The 16,664-nt window shown below is 66.4% G+C and carries 18 protein-coding genes; 11 read left to right on the top strand and 7 right to left on the bottom strand.

Translation table 11 applies throughout. From position 1 onward, the window contains the following. Positions 1-8: 8 nt before the first annotated feature. Positions 9-962: a threo-3-hydroxy-L-aspartate ammonia-lyase gene (locus BW971_RS15705; RefSeq protein WP_076481707.1), complete on the bottom strand. Its 954-nt coding sequence runs from the start codon at positions 960-962 to the stop codon at positions 9-11. A 36-nt stretch (positions 963-998) separates the two neighbouring features. Between BW971_RS15705 and BW971_RS15700 the strand changes: the two genes are divergently transcribed. Beyond that, positions 999-3,038: an NAD(+) synthase gene (locus BW971_RS15700; protein ID WP_076481393.1), complete on the top strand. Its 2,040-nt coding sequence runs from the start codon at positions 999-1,001 to the stop codon at positions 3,036-3,038. A gap of 22 nt (positions 3,039-3,060) precedes the next feature. On the opposite strand, the gene BW971_RS15695 is transcribed toward BW971_RS15700, so the two are convergent. Next, positions 3,061-3,873 carry a lytic transglycosylase domain-containing protein gene (locus BW971_RS15695; protein WP_076481391.1) on the bottom strand — a complete coding sequence of 271 codons (813 nt, stop codon included), beginning with the start codon at positions 3,871-3,873 and terminating at the stop codon, positions 3,061-3,063. Between the two features lie 132 nt (positions 3,874-4,005). On the opposite strand from BW971_RS15695, the gene BW971_RS15690 reads away from it, so the two are divergent. Next, positions 4,006-4,887, top strand: a complete 882-nt coding sequence (locus BW971_RS15690) for an oxidoreductase (protein ID WP_076481389.1) — start codon at positions 4,006-4,008, stop codon at positions 4,885-4,887. A 26-nt stretch (positions 4,888-4,913) separates the two neighbouring features. On the opposite strand, the gene BW971_RS15685 is transcribed toward BW971_RS15690, so the two are convergent. Continuing rightward, positions 4,914-5,582, bottom strand: coding sequence for an alpha-ketoglutarate-dependent dioxygenase AlkB (locus tag BW971_RS15685; protein WP_234974430.1), 669 nt, complete (start codon positions 5,580-5,582; stop codon positions 4,914-4,916). A gap of 89 nt (positions 5,583-5,671) precedes the next feature. Here BW971_RS15685 and BW971_RS15680 point away from each other — a divergent pair, with 89 nt between their 5' ends. The 6 genes from BW971_RS15680 to BW971_RS15655 all read left to right on the top strand — a co-directional run bounded on the left by BW971_RS15680 (position 5,672) and on the right by BW971_RS15655 (position 10,797). After that, a complete protein-coding gene (locus tag BW971_RS15680) occupies positions 5,672-6,049 on the top strand; it encodes a nitroreductase family deazaflavin-dependent oxidoreductase (protein WP_076481386.1) in 378 nt (125 codons plus the stop codon). Between the two features lie 143 nt (positions 6,050-6,192). Next, positions 6,193-6,654, top strand: a complete 462-nt coding sequence (locus BW971_RS15675) for a nuclear transport factor 2 family protein (protein WP_076481383.1) — start codon at positions 6,193-6,195, stop codon at positions 6,652-6,654. Positions 6,655-6,732: 78 nt separating this feature from the next. Beyond that, a complete protein-coding gene (locus tag BW971_RS15670) occupies positions 6,733-7,920 on the top strand; it encodes a sensor histidine kinase (RefSeq protein WP_076481380.1) in 1,188 nt (395 codons plus the stop codon). Next, entirely contained in the window at positions 7,917-8,558 is a 642-nt protein-coding gene (locus BW971_RS15665; RefSeq protein ID WP_076481377.1) for a response regulator transcription factor, read from the top strand. Before BW971_RS15670 ends, BW971_RS15665 begins: the two co-directional genes overlap by 4 nt. Positions 8,559-8,668: 110 nt before the next feature. Then, on the top strand, positions 8,669-9,421 hold the full coding sequence (locus BW971_RS15660) for an ABC transporter ATP-binding protein (protein WP_076481375.1): 753 nt from the start codon (positions 8,669-8,671) through the stop codon (positions 9,419-9,421). After that, positions 9,418-10,797, top strand: coding sequence for an ABC transporter permease (locus BW971_RS15655; RefSeq protein ID WP_076481373.1), 1,380 nt, complete (start codon positions 9,418-9,420; stop codon positions 10,795-10,797). Before BW971_RS15660 ends, BW971_RS15655 begins: the two co-directional genes overlap by 4 nt. Before the next feature lie 13 nt (positions 10,798-10,810). On the opposite strand, the gene BW971_RS15650 is transcribed toward BW971_RS15655, so the two are convergent. Beyond that, positions 10,811-11,518, bottom strand: a complete 708-nt coding sequence (locus BW971_RS15650) for an HAD family hydrolase (protein ID WP_200799452.1) — start codon at positions 11,516-11,518, stop codon at positions 10,811-10,813. Between the two features lie 46 nt (positions 11,519-11,564). Beyond that, positions 11,565-12,377: an NAD(P)H-dependent oxidoreductase gene (locus tag BW971_RS15645; RefSeq protein WP_076481368.1), complete on the bottom strand. Its 813-nt coding sequence runs from the start codon at positions 12,375-12,377 to the stop codon at positions 11,565-11,567. A 96-nt stretch (positions 12,378-12,473) separates the two neighbouring features. Here BW971_RS15645 and BW971_RS15640 point away from each other — a divergent pair, with 96 nt between their 5' ends. Then, entirely contained in the window at positions 12,474-12,818 is a 345-nt protein-coding gene (locus tag BW971_RS15640) for a winged helix-turn-helix transcriptional regulator (protein ID WP_076481365.1), read from the top strand. A 9-nt stretch (positions 12,819-12,827) separates the two neighbouring features. Here the strand turns inward: BW971_RS15640 and BW971_RS15635 are convergent, their stop codons facing one another. Continuing rightward, positions 12,828-13,331 carry a CGNR zinc finger domain-containing protein gene (locus BW971_RS15635; RefSeq protein ID WP_076481362.1) on the bottom strand — a complete coding sequence of 168 codons (504 nt, stop codon included), beginning with the start codon at positions 13,329-13,331 and terminating at the stop codon, positions 12,828-12,830. A gap of 81 nt (positions 13,332-13,412) precedes the next feature. Between BW971_RS15635 and BW971_RS15630 the strand changes: the two genes are divergently transcribed. Both BW971_RS15630 and BW971_RS15625 read left to right on the top strand, forming a co-directional pair. Continuing rightward, entirely contained in the window at positions 13,413-14,273 is an 861-nt protein-coding gene (locus tag BW971_RS15630) for an alpha/beta fold hydrolase (protein WP_076481360.1), read from the top strand. Between the two features lie 310 nt (positions 14,274-14,583). Continuing rightward, positions 14,584-15,318, top strand: a complete 735-nt coding sequence (locus BW971_RS15625; RefSeq protein ID WP_143690414.1) for a hypothetical protein — start codon at positions 14,584-14,586, stop codon at positions 15,316-15,318. Positions 15,319-15,451: 133 nt separating this feature from the next. Here the strand turns inward: BW971_RS15625 and BW971_RS15620 are convergent, their stop codons facing one another. Then, positions 15,452-16,609 (bottom strand): pyridoxal phosphate-dependent aminotransferase, encoded by a 1,158-nt coding sequence (locus BW971_RS15620; protein WP_076481701.1) that lies wholly within the window; start codon positions 16,607-16,609, stop codon positions 15,452-15,454. Positions 16,610-16,664 lie beyond the last annotated feature (55 nt).

The following is a 16,664-nucleotide window of genomic DNA, read 5'->3' as shown; positions in this document are numbered from 1 at the left end:
ACAACTGATCAGCGGCGACTGATCAGCGGCGGCAGGTCGACATTGCCGCCCGACAGCACCACCCCGATTTGCGCCCCGCGCCATCGTTCCCGATTCGCTATCAGCGCAGCCAGACCCAACGCCGCCGTCGGCTCGATGACCTGTTTCATCCGAGTGGCGACGGTCTGCACCCCGTCGACCAGGTCGTCGTCCTCGGCGACCAACAGCTCGGTCACGTGCTCGGCGATGATCGGGAACGTGAGTGTGCCCAGATGGGTGGTCGCGGCCCCGTCGGCAATGGTGCGCGGCGCCGGGATACGCACGATCTCGCCCGCGGCGAGCGAGCGGCGACCGTCGTCCCCGGCCGCGGGTTCCACCCCGAACACCGCGGTGCCGGGGGACAGAGCTCGGGCACTGAGCAGCGACCCGGACAGCAACCCACCCCCACCGAGGGGCACGAACAGTGCGTCGAGGTGGTCGGTGTCGGCGAGGAGTTCGGCGACCGCGGTGCCCTGCCCGGCGATGATGTCGGGGTGGTCGTACGGCGGGATCAGGGTGTGTCCATCGCGTTCCACCAACTCGGCCGCAACGGCCTCACGGTCGTCGCGGTAGCGGTCGTACCGGATGATCCGTGCGCCGTAACCGGCGGTGGCCGCGACCTTCGCCGACGGGGCGTCCTCGGGCATGACGATCGTCGCGGGAACGTCGAGCAACCTCGACGCGAGCGCGATCGCCTGTGCGTGGTTGCCCGAGGAGAACGTGACCACCCCGCGACGACGCTGCTCGTCGTCGAATCGCGAGAGCGCGTTGAAGGCGCCGCGGAACTTGAACGCCCCCACCCGCTGTAGGTTCTCGGCCTTGAAGTGCACGCGAGCCCCGACCACCTCGTCGACGGACCGCGAGGTGAGCACGGGGGTGCGGTGGGCGACGCCCTCGATGCGACGGGCGGCGGCGAGCACGTCGTCATGGTCGGGTAGGCGCATCGACGCCCACGATACGTCCCGCATTACGGTTGGCTCATGAGCCCTGACGCCACGTCACCGCAGGACCACGGTTTCGTTCGGGTGGCGGGTGCGGTGCCCGTCACGGTGGTCGCCGACCCGGCCGCGAACACCGGCCGCACCCTGGAACTTCTCGGTCGTGCCGACGAGTCGGGTGCCGCGGTGGTGGTGTTCCCGGAACTCGGGTTGTGCGCGTACAGCAGCGACGATCTGCTGCAGCAGGACGCCTTGCTCGACGGTGTTCTCGACGGGTTGCGCGCGGTGGTCGAGGCCACTCGTGGACGCCGCCCGGTGATCACCGTGGGGGCGCCGTTGGTGGTGGACGGCGGGTTGTTCAACTGCGCGGTCGTCTGTCACGACGGCGAGATCCTCGGCGCGGTGCCCAAGTCGTATCTACCGAACTACCGGGAGTTCTACGAGCAGCGGTGGTTCGCCGCGGCCCGCGATGCAGGACGGTCGGAGATCCGGTTGCTCGGTGCCGACGTGCCGTTCGGCACCGACCTCGTCTTCGAGGCGCGGGATGTGACCGGTCTGTCGATCCACGTGGAGATCTGCGAGGACGCCTGGGTGGCCATCCCGCCGAGTACCTGGGCCGCTCTCGGCGGTGCCACCGTGCTGGCCAACCTGTCCGGCAGCCCGGTCACCGTCGGCAAGGCCGGATATCGCCGCGCCCTGTGCGAGGCGCAGTCCGCGCGCTGCATCGCCGCGTACATCTACACCGGTGCCGGGTGGGGTGAGTCGACCACCGACGTGGCCTGGGACGGCGACGCGCTGATCACCGAGAACGGCAATCTGCTGGCTCGTAGCGAGCAGTTCGCCATCGACGATCAGCTCGTGGTCGCCGACGTCGATCTGGACCGTCTGCGGCAGGAACGCATGCGGATGATCAGCCTGCGCGACCAGGCCGGTGACTTCGCCGAGAGGATCCGCAGTCTGCGACGGGTGCCCTTCGACCTGGCGCCGATGCCCGCCGACCCGGTGCTACAGCGATACGTCGCCCGGTTCCCGTTCGTGCCCGCCGGGGCCCACGACCGCGACGAACGCTGCCGCGAGGTCATCGAGATCCAGGTGCAGGGGCTCGCGAAGCGACTGCGGGCCAGCGGTATCGGCAAAGTGGTGATCGGGGTGTCCGGCGGGCTGGACTCCACGCTGGCCTTGCTGGTCGCCGCCGAGACGATGGATCGTCTCGGACTGCCGCGGTCCGACGTGTTGGCGTACACGATGCCCGGTTTCGCGACGGGTGACGCCACCCTGCGCCGCGCGCACGAACTGATGCGTTCGCTGGGGGTGACGGCCCAGGAGATCGACATCCGGCCGTCGTGTCTACAGATGCTCGCCGACCTCGACCACCCGTTCGCGACGGGGGAGAAGGTGTACGACGTCACCTTCGAGAACGTGCAGGCCGGGGAACGGACGTCACACCTGTTCCGATTGGCCAATCGGCACGGAGCATTGGTTCTCGGCACCGGTGACCTGTCGGAACTCGCGCTGGGTTGGTGCACCTACGGCGTGGGCGACCAGATGTCGCACTACAACGTCAACGCGTCGGTGCCCAAGACGCTCATCCAGCACCTCATCCGATGGATGATCAGCACCGGTCAGTACTCTCCGCAGACCGGTGCGGTGTTGGCCGAGATCATCGACGACGTGATCACGCCGGAGCTGGTGCCCGCCGACGAGGCCAGCGGGGCGGTGCAGAGCACCGAGGACAGCATCGGGCCCTACGAACTGCACGACTTCTTCCTCTACTACCTGACACGCTTCGGCTACCGGCCCAGCAAGATCGCCTACCTGGCCCATCAGGCGTGGGGAGACCGCGAGCGCGGCGAGTGGTCGGACATGATCGCTCCCGACCGCCGCAACGCCTACGACGTGGACACGATCAATGCGTGGCTGCGGGTCTTCCTGACGCGGTTCATGTCCAGTCAGTTCAAGCGCACCGCGATGCCCAACGCCCCGAAGATCGGATCGGGTGGGTCGCTGTCTCCACGCGGTGACTGGCGTTCACCCAGCGATGCGTCGGTGGCCGCGTGGCTCGCCGACCTCGACGCGGACTGACGCGGCCCCGGAGTCGAGAGTCTCAGTAGCGCCGCGAGAACCCGAGCACGTCGTCGACGTACTGCATCGAGTTGTTGTACCGCAAGACGGCGGTGACCTGCTGGGTGGCATCACGCAGATTCAGGTGACCGTCGCAGAGGTACCTTCCGGTGGTGAGCGCGGCGTCGTAGATGTTCTGCGGATCGGTCTTGCCGTCACCGTTTCCGTCCTCGGCGTACTTCTCCCATGTGGACGGCAGGAACTGCATCGGCCCGACCGCGCGGTCGTGGACGGCGTCACCGTCGAGTTGTCCGCCGTCGGTGTCGGCGACCACCTGATTGCCTGCCAACGTTCCGTCCAGCGTCGGACCGTAGATAGGGGTGCGCAATGTTCCGGCCGCGTCCACGTCGCCGTTCTCGGCATGGTGTGACTCGACCTTGCCGATGCCGGCGATCAGTGTCCAGCCGATGCCGCAGCCGGGTTGCTCGCGGGCCAGGGTCTCGGAGGCCTTGCGGTAGGCCTGATAGCTCGAGTCGGGCACCGACCCGGTGGTCACGCTGGCCGGCAGCGGGGCGGGTGTGGGCTTCGCAGGCGACACAGGGGTTCGGATGACCGATGGCGGGGTCACCGCGGGACGCACGACGGGCGATGGTGTGACGGTGGACACGGACGATGCGGACGCGGGATGTGTAGCCGCGTGGAGCTGCGACGTCGGCGACTGCGCCGCCCTCGACACGCCGGGATCGTGCTGCTGTGCCGCTGCCGCCGTGGCCGCTGCTGCAGCCAGTCCGACGGGGACCAAAGCGGTCGCGAGCAGCGGTTTTCGTGATCTTCTCGGCGTCGAGTGCCTACCCAATGATGTGTTCCCTTTCCGGTCCGGCCGCCTCCCGATGGACGGCCGGTCGCCGACCGTACTAGAAAAAGTGGCCGCACCGTTACCTGGCCGTGACCGGGCGTGGTGGTTTTCGCGTGCCGTAGGGTGAGCCGCATGTCCTCGTGGTCCACCGCAGACATCCCCGATCAGACCGGCCGCACCTTCGTGGTGACCGGTGCGAACAGCGGTCTCGGTGCGTCCGCGGCGCGGGCGCTCGCCGCCGCCGGTGCCGACGTGGTGCTGGCCTGTCGCTCGGTGGAGAAGGCGCGGCCGATCGCCGAGGAGATCGGCGCCCGGGCGCGGGTCGAGCAACTCGACCTCGCCGACCTCTCGTCGGTACGCGCGTTCGCCGACCGGATCGGTTCGCTCGACGTATTGATCAACAACGCGGGCATCATGGCGGTGCCGAAATCGCGGACCACCGACGGTTTCGAGGCACAGTTCGGCACCAACCATCTCGGCCATTTCGCGCTGACGGGGCTGTTGTTGCCGAAGATCACCGCGCGTGTCGTCACCTTGTCGTCGGTGATGCACGCCACCGGCGTCATCCACTTCGACGACCTGAACTACGAGCGCCGTAGATACGAGCGGTGGACCGCCTACGGGCAATCGAAGCTCGCGAACCTGATGTTCGCGTTGGAACTCGCCCGACGATTCGCTGCGGTGGGTGACGAGCGTGAATCCCTGGCCGCGCATCCCGGGTATGCGTCGACCAATCTGCAATTCCATACCGAGAACCCGCTCACCAACGCGCTCATGAAAATCGGTGAGGTGGTCAAGGTCGGGCAACCCGCCGACCAGGGTGCGCTGCCCGAGCTGTACGCCGCGACCTCGCCGGATGCGGAGAACGGATTGTTCTACGGTCCTGATGGATTCGGTGGCCTACGTGGTGCTCCGACTGTCTCCGGGTATCGGCCCAAGGCCGCTGACCGAGCCGTCGCGCGGGCACTGTGGGACGAGTCGGAAGTGCTCACCGGCGTCACCTTCCCGGTCTGATCTCGCTCACGGATCGAGGTGCGATCTCAGCGCACGCCCGGTGGGCGGAACTGCACACTGATTCGCGGACCGGCGCTGGGCACCTTGGGGATCGCGTGCTCCCACGTCCGCTGACAGCTGCCACCCATCACCAGCAGGTCGCCGTGGGAGACCATGAAGCGCAACGCAGTTCCCCCGCAGCGTGGTCGGAGCATCAGCGGTCGGGGTGACCCCAGCGAAACGATCGCGACCATCGTGTCGTGAGTGCTGCCCCGGCCTATGGTGTCGCCATGCCAGGCGACACTGTCGGAGCCGCCGCGGTAGTGGCAGAGTCCCGCGGTGGCGAACCCCTCCGGGAGTTCCTCGCGGTAATGATCGGTGAGGGCAGTGCGTGCCGTGTCGAGGATGGGATGCGGCATCGGCGCACCGACATCGTAGAAGCAGAGCTGTCGCGGCACGTCGACCACCCGGTCGTACATCTGCCGGCGTTCGTCCCGCCAGGGAACAGCGGCGAGAAGGTGGTGGAACAGGGGATCGGTGCCTCCCACCCAGTTCTGGCGCAGATCCACCCACGCACCGTCGGTGAGTGTCCGACGGATGACGTGTCCGCTCAACGCGTGCAGGGCTGGTTCGTCGAGGGTCTCCTCGAAGAGATTTCCCTGTATGCCTGCAGTGGACTGTATGCCTGCAGTGGACAGCATGCCTGCGGTGGACATGATGCACAGGATACCAAGTGTTTCGAACGCGTGTTCGTATATCCTGAGCCGGCCGTGCGGTGTGCGGCAACTCGGTAGCCTGACGGGTCATGGAGCTTCCCCGGGCGATCGCGATCCTCAACAAGCACGTCACCAATCGCGTGCAGGGTCTCTGGGCATGGCTCGTCCCGCCGTGGGCGGTGGTGCATCACACCGGCCGGTCGTCGGGGCGCGCGTACCGCACGCCGATCGTGGGCTTCGCGACCCCGCAGGGTTTCGCGATCCCGATTCTCTACGGGCCGCAGAGCCAATGGGTGAAGAACCTGCTCGCTGCGGGTGGCGGTGAGATCCAGCGCGGTGGTAGGCGCTACGAGTTCCTCGACCCGCGCGTCGTCCCGTCATCGGAGATCTCCGCGACGGGCATCGCCGGTGCCTACATCCGGGCGGCCGGTGTCGCTCTGGTGGCCACCCGCGGACGGCGCGTGTAGCGCGGACTTCTACCGACTGACCGATGTGCGAGGTCGGGGAGCGTGCGCCGCCCCGATCCTCGAACACATTCGGTGTCAGCCGGCCCGCATCCCGGCCACGTCCTACGCTGAATTCCAGAGCCCGTAGACCACGAGAGGTTCCGATGACCGAGCCGCGTCCACCCTTCCCGCCGTTCGACGAGACGACAGCGACGGCAAAGGTCCAGGCTGCCGAAGATGCTTGGAACACACGTGATCCGGAACGTGTGGCGCGTGCGTACACGCCCGATTCGGTCTGGCGAAACCGGGATGTCTTCATCGTCGGGCGTGACGAGATCGTCGGGTTTCTCGCCGAGAAGTGGGAGCGTGAGGCCGACTACGCTCTCCGCAAGAGCCTGTGGTCGTTCAGCGGCAATCGGATTGCCGTGCGCTTCCAGTACGAATGGCACGATACGACCACGCAGTGGTGGCGTAGCTACGGCAACGAATTGTGGGAGTTCGCCGACAACGGTCTGATGCGTCGGCGGGAGGCCAGCATCAACGACGTTCGGATCGATGAGACCGACCGACGGATCTTCGGCCCGCGCCCGGGCGTGGAACACGGCGTCGAGTTCCCGCTCCGATAGGCGTTGCCGAGGCGTTCACGATCTCGACGTCGCGCAGCGCTGGATTACCACCGCATCGACGCGTGGCATGGTGGGGGCATGCGCGACCCCCTCCACGTCCCCGGGCTGAGTCGGTGGGGCGCGGTCGGCGACATCGCACTCGGTGCGGTCATCGCACTGCTCGGCAGCAACCTGCACCCCGACGTCCGGGCGCCGGTGTCGATGGTGGTTGTCGGACTCATGGTCGGCCTGTCGGTGTGCCTGCGACGCATCGCACCCAGCGCGATGCTGGTGCTGTCCGTCGCGTCGGCGGGGATACAGGTCGTCACCGGCGACATCGCGCCCTTCTCGTCGTTCTGCTACGTCATCGTCTTCTACACTCTCGGCCGCCATCCGCGCCGTGTGGTGCGGCGGACCGGGCTGATTCTCGCGTTGGTCGGGACCGTGGTGGCCGGTATCCGGCTGCAGCAGAGCTTCTTGCAGACCGATCCGCGGGGTCCGACGTGGCAGCAGATCGCGATCGCGTTCGCCGTGTCCGCCGTGGTGGTCGTCGGTGGCTGGTCCGCCGGGTTCATCCGCCATCAACGGCGTGTGGTGCAGCAGGCCAGGGTCAGCGAGACCATCGCCGAGGTCGAGCGGTTACGGGCCATCGACCTGATGAGCGAGCAGGCGGAGCGGACGCAACTCGCCCGCGACGTGCACGACGTGGTCGCGCACTCTCTGGCCGTGGTGATCGCCCAGGCCGAGGGTGCTCGCTACGCCCTCGATGCCGATGTGCACAAGGCGCGTTCGGCATTGGAGGTCATCGCGGGGACGGCACGCGACGCGCTCGGTGACGTGCGGGCGATCCTGCTGCAGCTTCGGCCCGACCAGGACTCGTCGACCTCGGTCCGCAGTGATCGCGATCAGCTGATCGCACGGATGACGAGCGCGGGGATGTCCGTGGTCCTCATCGAGGACGGTGCCATCGACGATGCCCCGACCGCCGTGGCCGGTGCCGCGACCCGGATACTCGCCGAGGCGCTCACCAATGCGCTGAAGTACGGTGACCTCTCGCAGCCGGTCGAGGTGACGATGCGATGGATGCGGGAGTGTCGGCTGACGGTGCGCAACGCGGTCACCGAATCGCCACTGATGTCGAGCGGGACGGGGCACGGCATCGGGAGCATGGTCGCGCAAGCAGCCGCGCTCGGCGGGAACCTCACCAGTTCAGCGACCGAGAATCGTTGGTGTGTCGAGATGATCATCCCGGACGCGCAGGGCACGGGAGAGGGGAGCAGGCCATGATCCGCATCGTGCTCGTCGACGATCAACCGCTTTTTCGTGGGGGCATAGCCATGGTCATCGACAGCCAGGCCGATATGGAGATCGTGGCCGAGGCCTCATCCGCCGATGGTCTGCGTCGACTGGTCACCGAGACCGATCCGCACGTGGTGTTGATGGATGTGCGGATGCCGGGTGTGGACGGCATCACCGCCACCGCGGACCTGATCGAGGGGTTCGGATCAGCAGCGCCGAAGGTGCTGGTACTGACCACCTTCGACGTCGACGAGGCCGCCGCGTCGGCTATCGAGGCCGGCGCCAGCGGATTCGTCCTCAAGGATGCCCAACCCGACTTCCTGCTCGCCGCCGTTCGTGCGGTCGCCGAGGGTAGTCACGTGGTGGCGGCGTCGGCGACCCGTCGGCTCTTCGAGCGTCACCGCTCCCGCTCGGGAGTTCCGGGAGCCGAGTACGATCAGCTGACGGCCCGCGAGCGGGAGATCCTGTTGCGTGCGGCCAGCGGGATGTCCAATGCCGAGATCGCCGCGGTCGAATACCTTTCCGAAGCCACCGTCAAGACTCATGTCTCACGTATCCTGACCAAGCTCGGTGCCCGCGATCGGGTGCAGTTGGTGGTCTACGCCTACGAACACAACCTGGTCTGAGGTGAAGCACGTACATCGGAGGATGTAGATCCGTTACCCCCGCGGATGTAGTGCAATGGCCGACTCCAGCCGGATGTGCCGCTCCGGGTCCCACTCGTACTGTCGGCCCCATGCCTGATTCCACGCCAGCAGTCGTCCTCCGCAACGTGTCGCGCACCTACGGTGATCCGGCCAATCCGATCCACGCCCTTCGTGATGTGAGTGTGGAGTTGAGGCGGCGGGAGTTCACCGCGATCATGGGGCCGTCCGGTTCGGGAAAGTCGACTCTGATGAACGTGATCGCCGGCCTGGACGAGGTGTCGGCCGGTGAGATCTGGTTGGGGGAGACACCACTCGTGGGTCTCGACGACACCGCCAGAACCCTGTTGCGGCGCAGACACATCGGATTCGTCTTCCAGTCGTTCAACCTGGTGCCCACCCTGACCGCCGAGGAGAACATCCGGCTGCCATTCGTTCTCGCGGGCCGCAAACCAGATGCGACGGAGCGATCATGGATCACCCATCTGGTGCGCTCACTGGGTTTGTCCGAGCGGCTGGATCACCGTCCGTCGGAACTGTCGGGAGGACAGCAACAGCGGGTGGCGATCGTCCGAGCGCTGGCGAACCGGCCGACGCTGATCCTCGCCGACGAACCCACCGGAGCTCTCGACACCCGCACCAGTCGGGAGGTGCTGCACCTGCTGAGCGTCGCGGCCCGCGAGTACGGGCAGGGGATCGCGATGGTCACCCACGACCCGGTGGCCGCGTCGTACGCCGACCGGGTTCTCGTGTTCGCCGACGGTCGAGTCGCAGGTGAGTATCGTGACCTGACCCCGCAACAGATCTCCGACGTGACCATCGACCTGCAGGGGGTGTACGCATGAGGTCGGCAGGTGCGAAGTTGGTGGTGGGCTCCTTGCGTGAACTCACCACGATCGGGTTGGTGTGCGGTCTCGGTTCCGCCTACGCGACCGCTCTGGTGATCGCCGGGGACATCTTGTCGACCATCGGTGACAAGGACGGTGGCAGCGTCGGCGCGCAACTGGCCGCGGTCGCCGCGGTGTTCATCGGCGTCGCACTGTTCGTGTCCGGAGTGGTGATCAGCAATGGTGTGGACACCGTCATCGCCGCGCGGCATCAACAGCTCACCATGTTGCGGTTGGTCGGGGCCGACAGTCATCAGCTGCGTGACAGCCTGCTCCGAGCCGTCGTGGCGGTGGCCGCGATCGGTGCGACCATCGGTCTGGTCTTGTCGGTGATCACCGGTGCTGTGGTGCGAAAGATACTGGTACGCAGAGGCACCCTGCCGGACACCGACTATCACGTGGTTCCGATCGCGGTGTGGATCGCTGCCGCGGCGGTGATGGTCACTGCGGTGGTGGCCGCCGTGGCCGGGGCGCGCAGACCGCTCGCCGGCACCGCAGTCGTCGCGACCTCCCGATCAGGGGAGGTGTCGGTGGTACGAACCGCGAGCTCGGTTGTCCTGATCTGCCTGGGCATGGTGGGCCTCGCAGGGGCCGCGATCCTGGGGGAGAAGGCCAGTGCGGCCGGCATATTGGTGGCGTTCGGTGGAGCGTCGACGGTGTGCGCGGGCATCCTGCTCAGCGCGCGAATGGTGGTTCCGCGGTTGGTGGCGGTCGCCGGCCGACTCCTCGGCGGCAGCGCGCCGTCGCTGGTGGCGCGGAAGAACGCCGTCAGCGACCCTCTCCGCACCACCCGGTCGACCATCGGGCTGCTGATCGGTGTCACGCTGGTGACCACCATCTCCGCGGGGATGAACTCACTGACCGAGGCCACGGACAGTTGGCGTGGGATGAGCCCCGAGCAGGCCGACATCGTGCGGCAGACGATGTCGGTCGTGTCGGCGGTGCTGATCGGGATGGTGGCGATCTCCGCGATCATCGCCGCGGTGGGTTTCGTGTCCACCATGTCGCTCACGGTGATCACGCGCACCCGCGAGATCGGCATGTTGCGGGCCATGGGATTCACCGCGCGTCAGGTCCGTTCGATGATCACCCTGGAATCGTTGGCCCTCTCGGGTACGGCGGCGCTCGCCGGACTCGCGCTGGGCATCGTCTTCGGTTCGGTCGGCGCGCAATCGGTTGTCGGTCGGGTGACCTCGGGTATCCCGGTGGGGCTGCCATGGCAGGCGTTGTCGGCCATCGTCGGTGGAACACTGGTGCTGGTGCTGGTGGCGTCACTACCGCCGAGTCGTCGCGCCGTCGGGATCAGCCCGGTCGACGCGTTGGCCACGAGTTGAGGATCTGCCCTGATCAGAGGCTGTGCGTGAGTTCGACGAGGTTGTCGAGTGTGCGGATGGCCGGGTGCCGGTGCCACCCGACATCGGCGGCCTCCTCGTGTCGCCAGGTGGTGTGGTATGGGACATAGACTGCCCGCGAACCGATCTCGACCACGGGTAGTACGTCGCTGAGCGGGCTGTTGCCGACCATGAGGAATCGTTCCGGTGGACACTCGAGAACCGCCAAGAGGTCGCGGTAGGTGTCGGCCACCTTGTCACTGACCACTTCGACGTGGTCGAAGTGATCGCCGAGCCCCGACTCGCGGAGTTTGCGCTGTTGGTCGACCAGATCGCCCTTGGTGATCAACACCAGACGGTGCCCGGCCGCACGCAGTGCGCCGACGGCGGCGGACGCACCGGGGAGCAACTCGACCGGGGCGGTGAGCAATTCGCGTCCGAGTTCCAGTACCCGGCCGACCATCTGCGTGGTCAGGGCGGGGCCCACCAATTCGCTCGCGGTCTCGATCGCGGACAGGGCGAAACTCTTGACGCCGTAACCATACATATCAAGATTGCGCCGCACGGTGGCGTTCAGTGCTCGATCGGCGGTCTCTGCGTCGGCATAGGGACTCAACAGGGCTCGAAACTCGGACTCGGCATGGTCGAAACCGTCCTGACATCGCCACAGCGTGTCGTCTCCGTCCATACCCAGGACTTCTATGGGGTCAGACCAGAAGGACACCGTGAGGAGTGTAGTCCCGGTTGCTGGTGGCCCGACACGTTCGCGGTCATGCGCAGTGGGACCGCCGCTCTGGCGCGTAAGAGATCGTCGGCCGGAGATGGGCCGCAAAACCGGGTGTATGGGTGGCGATCTCGTCGCGCAATTCGTGGTTCCCGGTGTAGTCACCACCGCGCAGGTGCCGGTAGACGAGGGGCTCCTCGTCGAAGACGTGATCGATGCGGGCACGGAGTGCATCGAATTCGGCGTCGATCTGTCGGCTGTCGAGGTGATGCACGCTGGTGATCAGGTGGGGCCGTAACGGTGTCATCCCGGTGTAGTGGGCGGTGCCGTGCAGCAAGGGCCAGAGTACGTCGATGATGTCGCCGCTGATGCCGCGTGCCCCGAGCGCTTCGGACCGGTCGCCGGCGGTGACGACCGGGAGGAGCCGGCGACCCGCGAGCCCCCCGTCGCCGTACTTCCGCACGTGTCCGTCGTCGTCGCGTACGCCGAAGGCGAAGCCGTTGGTGAACACCCGGTCGAACCATCCCTTGAGAATGGCGGGCATGCCGTACCACCAGAGAGGAAACTGTACGACCACGAGGTCGGCTCCGGTGATCAGCTCCTGTTGGCGTACGACCTCGGCGGGCAGGTTTCCCGAGAGCGTGGTCTGGCCCTGGCGGTCCGACAGGGTCTGCCCGGTGGCACCGGGAAGGTCTGCGTCGGACAGGACGGGATCCCAGCGTTCGGCGTAGAGGTCGACGAGCGACACCGTCGATCCCGAGGTGCGAAGGTGTTCGGCTCCGACAGCGGACAGCGCGTGACCGAGTGAGTTCGGGTCGGGATTGGCCAGAACCCAGAGGGCGTCGGTGGGGGTCGTCATACACTCAGCGTCGGGCCTACGTCGCGTATCGACAAGTACTGACTTACTCGGCCAGTAGTGACCTCTGGGTAAGTGTGGAGGTGGAGAGGATATCCGGTGCGTCGTCAGGTGCAGGCAGCGGTCGATGTGTGTCCGGTCGAGGTGGCCGTCGCCGTACTCGGCGGGGCGTGGAAGCTCACGATCGTCAAGGCGCTCATCGGCGGGACCCACCGATTCGGCGAGTTGGGCCGCCGGGTGGGCGCAGTCAATCCGCGGGTACTGACGCGCCAGTTGCGCGAACTGGAAGCCGACGGAATCGTTCGTCGAACGGTGTATCCCGAGGTACCGCCGCGAGTCGAGTATTCGCTGACCGACCTGGGTCGGACGCTGTCACCGGCCGTGGCGTGGCTTGATACGTGGGGAGCGGACTACGCGGACCGGATGGCCGCCACACAGGAGTGAACGACTCGGTCAGGACGTGCGGCGGCGGTGTGCATGTGTCCGGGCTTTCATCCGATTTCCGCACGTGGCCATCGAACACCATTTGGCCGTACCCGGGCGGCTGCGATCGATGAGGAACAGGTTGCACTCACTGTTGGCGCACGGGCGTAACCGTCCGGGTAGACCGTCGACGACCGCTGCCCAGGCCAACGCCGCCCGGACGGCGATCCGCTGGTCGGGGGGTACCTGCAGATTCCAGTGGATCCCTTCGGTGGTCACCTCGGGAATCAATGTCGCGTCCTCGAGCAGGGCGTCGAGAGCACCCAACGCGTCGTCCTGATCTCGGATGGCACCCTGCAGGGCGCCGCGCATCTGCCGTAGCCGGGTCGACTCCGCCGGTGACCCCGTGCCGTCGAATCGGGCGACCAACTCGGCACCACCCGGACCGTCCAGGGTGTCCGTCCTGGTGCCGTCGACGACGGGAGCGCTGTTCAACAACGCCAGCAGCAGATCCTCGTCGTTGATCTCGTCCATCTGTCCTCGCTCTGCCGATGTGGTGTGTCCGAGTTCATGCTACTGTTGTGCTAACCAGTAACAATAATTTAAGGGGTTAGCATGGTCGCCGTCCACCACCGCACCGCGTCGATCGACGGCTTGGGGGTGTTCTATCGTGAGGCCGGTTCGCCGGATGCGCCCGTACTCCTGCTGCTGCACGGATACCCGACGAGTTCGCATATGTTCCGACATCTGATTCCCGCTGTGGCTGATCAGTATCGGGTCATCGCGCCCGATCACATCGGGTTCGGCCGGTCGTCGACTCCATCGGTGGACGAGTTCCCGTACACCTTCGATGCGTTGAGCGGCGTCACCCGCCGACTGTTGGAACGACTCGGTGTGACCACGTACACGGTGTACGTTCAGGACTACGGTGCCCCGATCGGCTGGCGACTCGCGCTGGAGGACCCGGATTCAGTGGTCGGCGTCATCTCGCAGAACGGCAACGCCTATGAGGAGGGCTTCGTCCCCGAATTCTGGGAACCGGTGTGGGCCTACGGCAGTGATCAGTCCCCCGAGAACGAGGCCGCACTGCGCCCGGCCCTCGAGCGTGGTGCGGTCGAGTGGCAATACCTGCACGGTGTGCCGGATCCGACGACCGTCGACCCGGATGCCTGGGAGCACGACCTCACCCTGCTCGGGCGGCCGGGAGTCGATCGGGCACAGTTGGCGCTCTTCGCCGATTACGTGTCGAACCGCGACCTGTACCCGCGAGTGCACGCATGGCTGCGGGATACCCGAGTTCCGCTGCTGGCGATCTGGGGTGCGAATGACGAGATCTTCGGGGCTGCCGGTGCGGAGGCGTTCAGCCGAGATGTCCCCGACGCCCGTGTGGAGTTGATCGCTGGCGGACACTTCCTGCTGGAGTCCCACCTCGACGACGTGGTCACCATCATCCGAGAGTGGCGTCAGCAGTTCTGATTGTCCGACCGAGAATTGGGTAGTGCTGCAGGGTGATTAGTCGAGTGCGACGTCCGGTTCACCAGGCGACGGCCGACGCATCGTGGATACCGGTGTTCACGCCGTGCCGTGCTGGAACAGGACGCGGGTGGGGGACGCCTCCGTGTGGGACGTGTGATCACCGCCGGATATTCTGATGACACGACAGTGACCGTGGACGGAGGTCTGAATGCGCGGGTGGTGGCGCAGGGTGATTCCGTGGGCGACGCCCGCGCTCATCGCGGTCGAGGTCGCCCTGGTCGTCGCGGACTTTCTCGAGACACATACCGCGGTGATCATTTTCGTGGTCATCGAATCCCTCATCGCGGTCTCGGCGGTCGGAACTGTTCTGAGAGTGGTTCGCGCGTACCGTACGGGCATCATCGTGGGCGACCACAATCGCTGGATTGCGGCTGAGGAAGCGCTGCACACTGTGTTGCCTCATCACGTCGTTGCTCTGGCAATCGGCGAAGCACGGGTCTGGCTCGCCTTGATGCGGTGCTTCACCCGGCGCGATGGCAGGTCACGGGAATTCACCTACGGTGCGTCCATTCGACCGGTCGTCGTGGCGATGTCAGGTCTCGTGGTGGTCGAGGGAGTCATCGCCGAAGCGGTGCTGCTGGCCGTCTTCGGCCACCGATGGTGGTTGTGGCTGGTTGCGGCCGTTCACATCTATGCGGTGGTGTGGCTTCTCGGCGTTGTCGCATCGTTCACGACCCTTCCGCATCGTGTTGGACCTGACGCGATCCTGCTGTCCGACAGCATATTCGGAGAGCACACCATCGGTCTCGAACTCATATCGCGAGTCGACCGCAGACGGACCCGCAATATCGGTAGATCCGGGATGGCGATTGACCATGACGCGCGCGGTCGGCTCTGCTACGGGGATGGGTCGGTGATTCTCGAGTTGGACGAGGTGACGCATATCCGTGGTATGCCGGTGCGGGAACTGGCGATATCCGTCGATCACCCAGCCGACTTCGTCGCCGACATCCACGCAGCCATCGGCCCGGCCGGCGTGGATTGAGGCCCGATCGACGTTGATAAGGGCGCGGTCGACCGGGATAAGGGCCCACTCGACAGGGATGAGGGCACGGTCGACAGGGATGAGTGCACGGTCGACGGGGATGAGGGCACGGTCGATAGGTGGGGAACGTCGGTCAGCGCAGGTGCAGCAAGCGCTCCGCGGCTTCGGCGATCACGTCGTCGCGCTTGGCGAAGGCGAAGCGCACCATGGACTTCCAGGGTGCTGAGTCGTCGACGAAGGCGCTCACCGGGACGGCCGCGACGCCGACCGTTCGAGGTAGGTCCAGGCAGAATGCGGTGCCGTCCTCGTAGCCGAGTGGCCGCGCGTCCGCGCATACGAAGTACGTTCCCTCGCTGCTGATCACGTCGAATCCCACCTCGCGTAATGCTGTGGTCAACAGATCGCGCTTGCGTTGCAGGTCCGCGCGTGATCGGTGCACCCATGCGTCCTCGGTGTCCAACGCCAAGGCGACGGCGGGTTGGAACGGGCCACTGCCCACATAGGTCAGATACTGTTTGGCGGCTCGTACCGCGGCGACGAGTTGCGGGGGTCCGCTGATCCACCCGACCTTCCAGCCGGTGACATTGAACGTCTTCGCCGCGCTCGAGATACGTAGTGTCCGTTCGCGCATACCCGGCAAGGAGGCCAGCGGCCGCTGCACCCGATCGTCGAAGACGAGGTGTTCGTACACCTCGTCGGTCAGCGCGGGCACGTCGTGGTCGACGCAGACCCGGGCGATCGCGGACAGGTCGTTGTCGGTCAATACGGTGCCGGTGGGGTTGTGGGGGGTGTTCACGATGATCAACGCGGTGTGGTCGGTGACGGCCTGCTGCAGAGCATCGCGGTCCAGGACGAAACCGTCTCCCTCACGACGTAACGGGACCGTTCTGCGGACCCCTCCTGCGATGGCCACCGCCGCGGCGTAGGCGTCGTAGAACGGTTCGATCATCACCACCTCCCGTCCCGGCTCCACCAGGCCGACGACGGCGGCGGAGATCGCCTCGGTGGCACCCACCGTGATCAGCACCTCGGTCTGTGGGTCGTAGTCCAGGTGGTAGTCGCGGGCCTGCTGGCGCGCGACCGCGGCGCGTAATTCGGGGATCCCGGGACCCGGCGGGTACTGGTTGTCGCCCGAGGCAATGGCCTTCTGCGCCGCCGCCAACATCGCCTCGGGACCATCGGTGTCGGGGAATCCCTGCCCCAGGTTGATGGCCCCCTGTTCGGTTGCCAACTGTGACATCTCGGCAAAGATCGTCGAGGTGAACGGCTTGAGCCTGGTCACGAGCGTCATGCGGTCAGCGTACTCATGCGGCCCGAACGCTGGGCGCGGCCGTCGCGCGGACAGT

The organism is Williamsia sterculiae (assembly GCF_900156495.1).
Lineage (GTDB): Bacteria > Actinomycetota > Actinomycetes > Mycobacteriales > Mycobacteriaceae > Williamsia_B > Williamsia_B sterculiae.
This window is presented reverse-complemented; position numbering and strand designations above follow the sequence as displayed.

Coding starts and splice junctions, on each gene's coding strand:
- BW971_RS15635 (WP_076481362.1), bottom strand. CDS start 13,331: ATGGACGAGATCAACGACGAGGATCTGCTGCTGGCGTTGTTGAACAGC.
- BW971_RS15645 (WP_076481368.1), bottom strand. CDS start 12,377: ATGACGACCCCCACCGACGCCCTCTGGGTTCTGGCCAATCCCGACCCG.
- BW971_RS15660 (WP_076481375.1), top strand. CDS start 8,669: ATGCCTGATTCCACGCCAGCAGTCGTCCTCCGCAACGTGTCGCGCACC.
- BW971_RS15700 (WP_076481393.1), top strand. CDS start 999: ATGAGCCCTGACGCCACGTCACCGCAGGACCACGGTTTCGTTCGGGTG.
- BW971_RS15630 (WP_076481360.1), top strand. CDS start 13,413: ATGGTCGCCGTCCACCACCGCACCGCGTCGATCGACGGCTTGGGGGTG.
- BW971_RS15680 (WP_076481386.1), top strand. CDS start 5,672: ATGGAGCTTCCCCGGGCGATCGCGATCCTCAACAAGCACGTCACCAAT.
- BW971_RS15705 (WP_076481707.1), bottom strand. CDS start 962: ATGCGCCTACCCGACCATGACGACGTGCTCGCCGCCGCCCGTCGCATC.
- BW971_RS15690 (WP_076481389.1), top strand. CDS start 4,006: ATGTCCTCGTGGTCCACCGCAGACATCCCCGATCAGACCGGCCGCACC.
- BW971_RS15685 (WP_234974430.1), bottom strand. CDS start 5,582: ATGTCCACCGCAGGCATGCTGTCCACTGCAGGCATACAGTCCACTGCA.
- BW971_RS15655 (WP_076481373.1), top strand. CDS start 9,418: ATGAGGTCGGCAGGTGCGAAGTTGGTGGTGGGCTCCTTGCGTGAACTC.
- BW971_RS15665 (WP_076481377.1), top strand. CDS start 7,917: ATGATCCGCATCGTGCTCGTCGACGATCAACCGCTTTTTCGTGGGGGC.
- BW971_RS15675 (WP_076481383.1), top strand. CDS start 6,193: ATGACCGAGCCGCGTCCACCCTTCCCGCCGTTCGACGAGACGACAGCG.
- BW971_RS15670 (WP_076481380.1), top strand. CDS start 6,733: ATGCGCGACCCCCTCCACGTCCCCGGGCTGAGTCGGTGGGGCGCGGTC.
- BW971_RS15620 (WP_076481701.1), bottom strand. CDS start 16,609: ATGACGCTCGTGACCAGGCTCAAGCCGTTCACCTCGACGATCTTTGCC.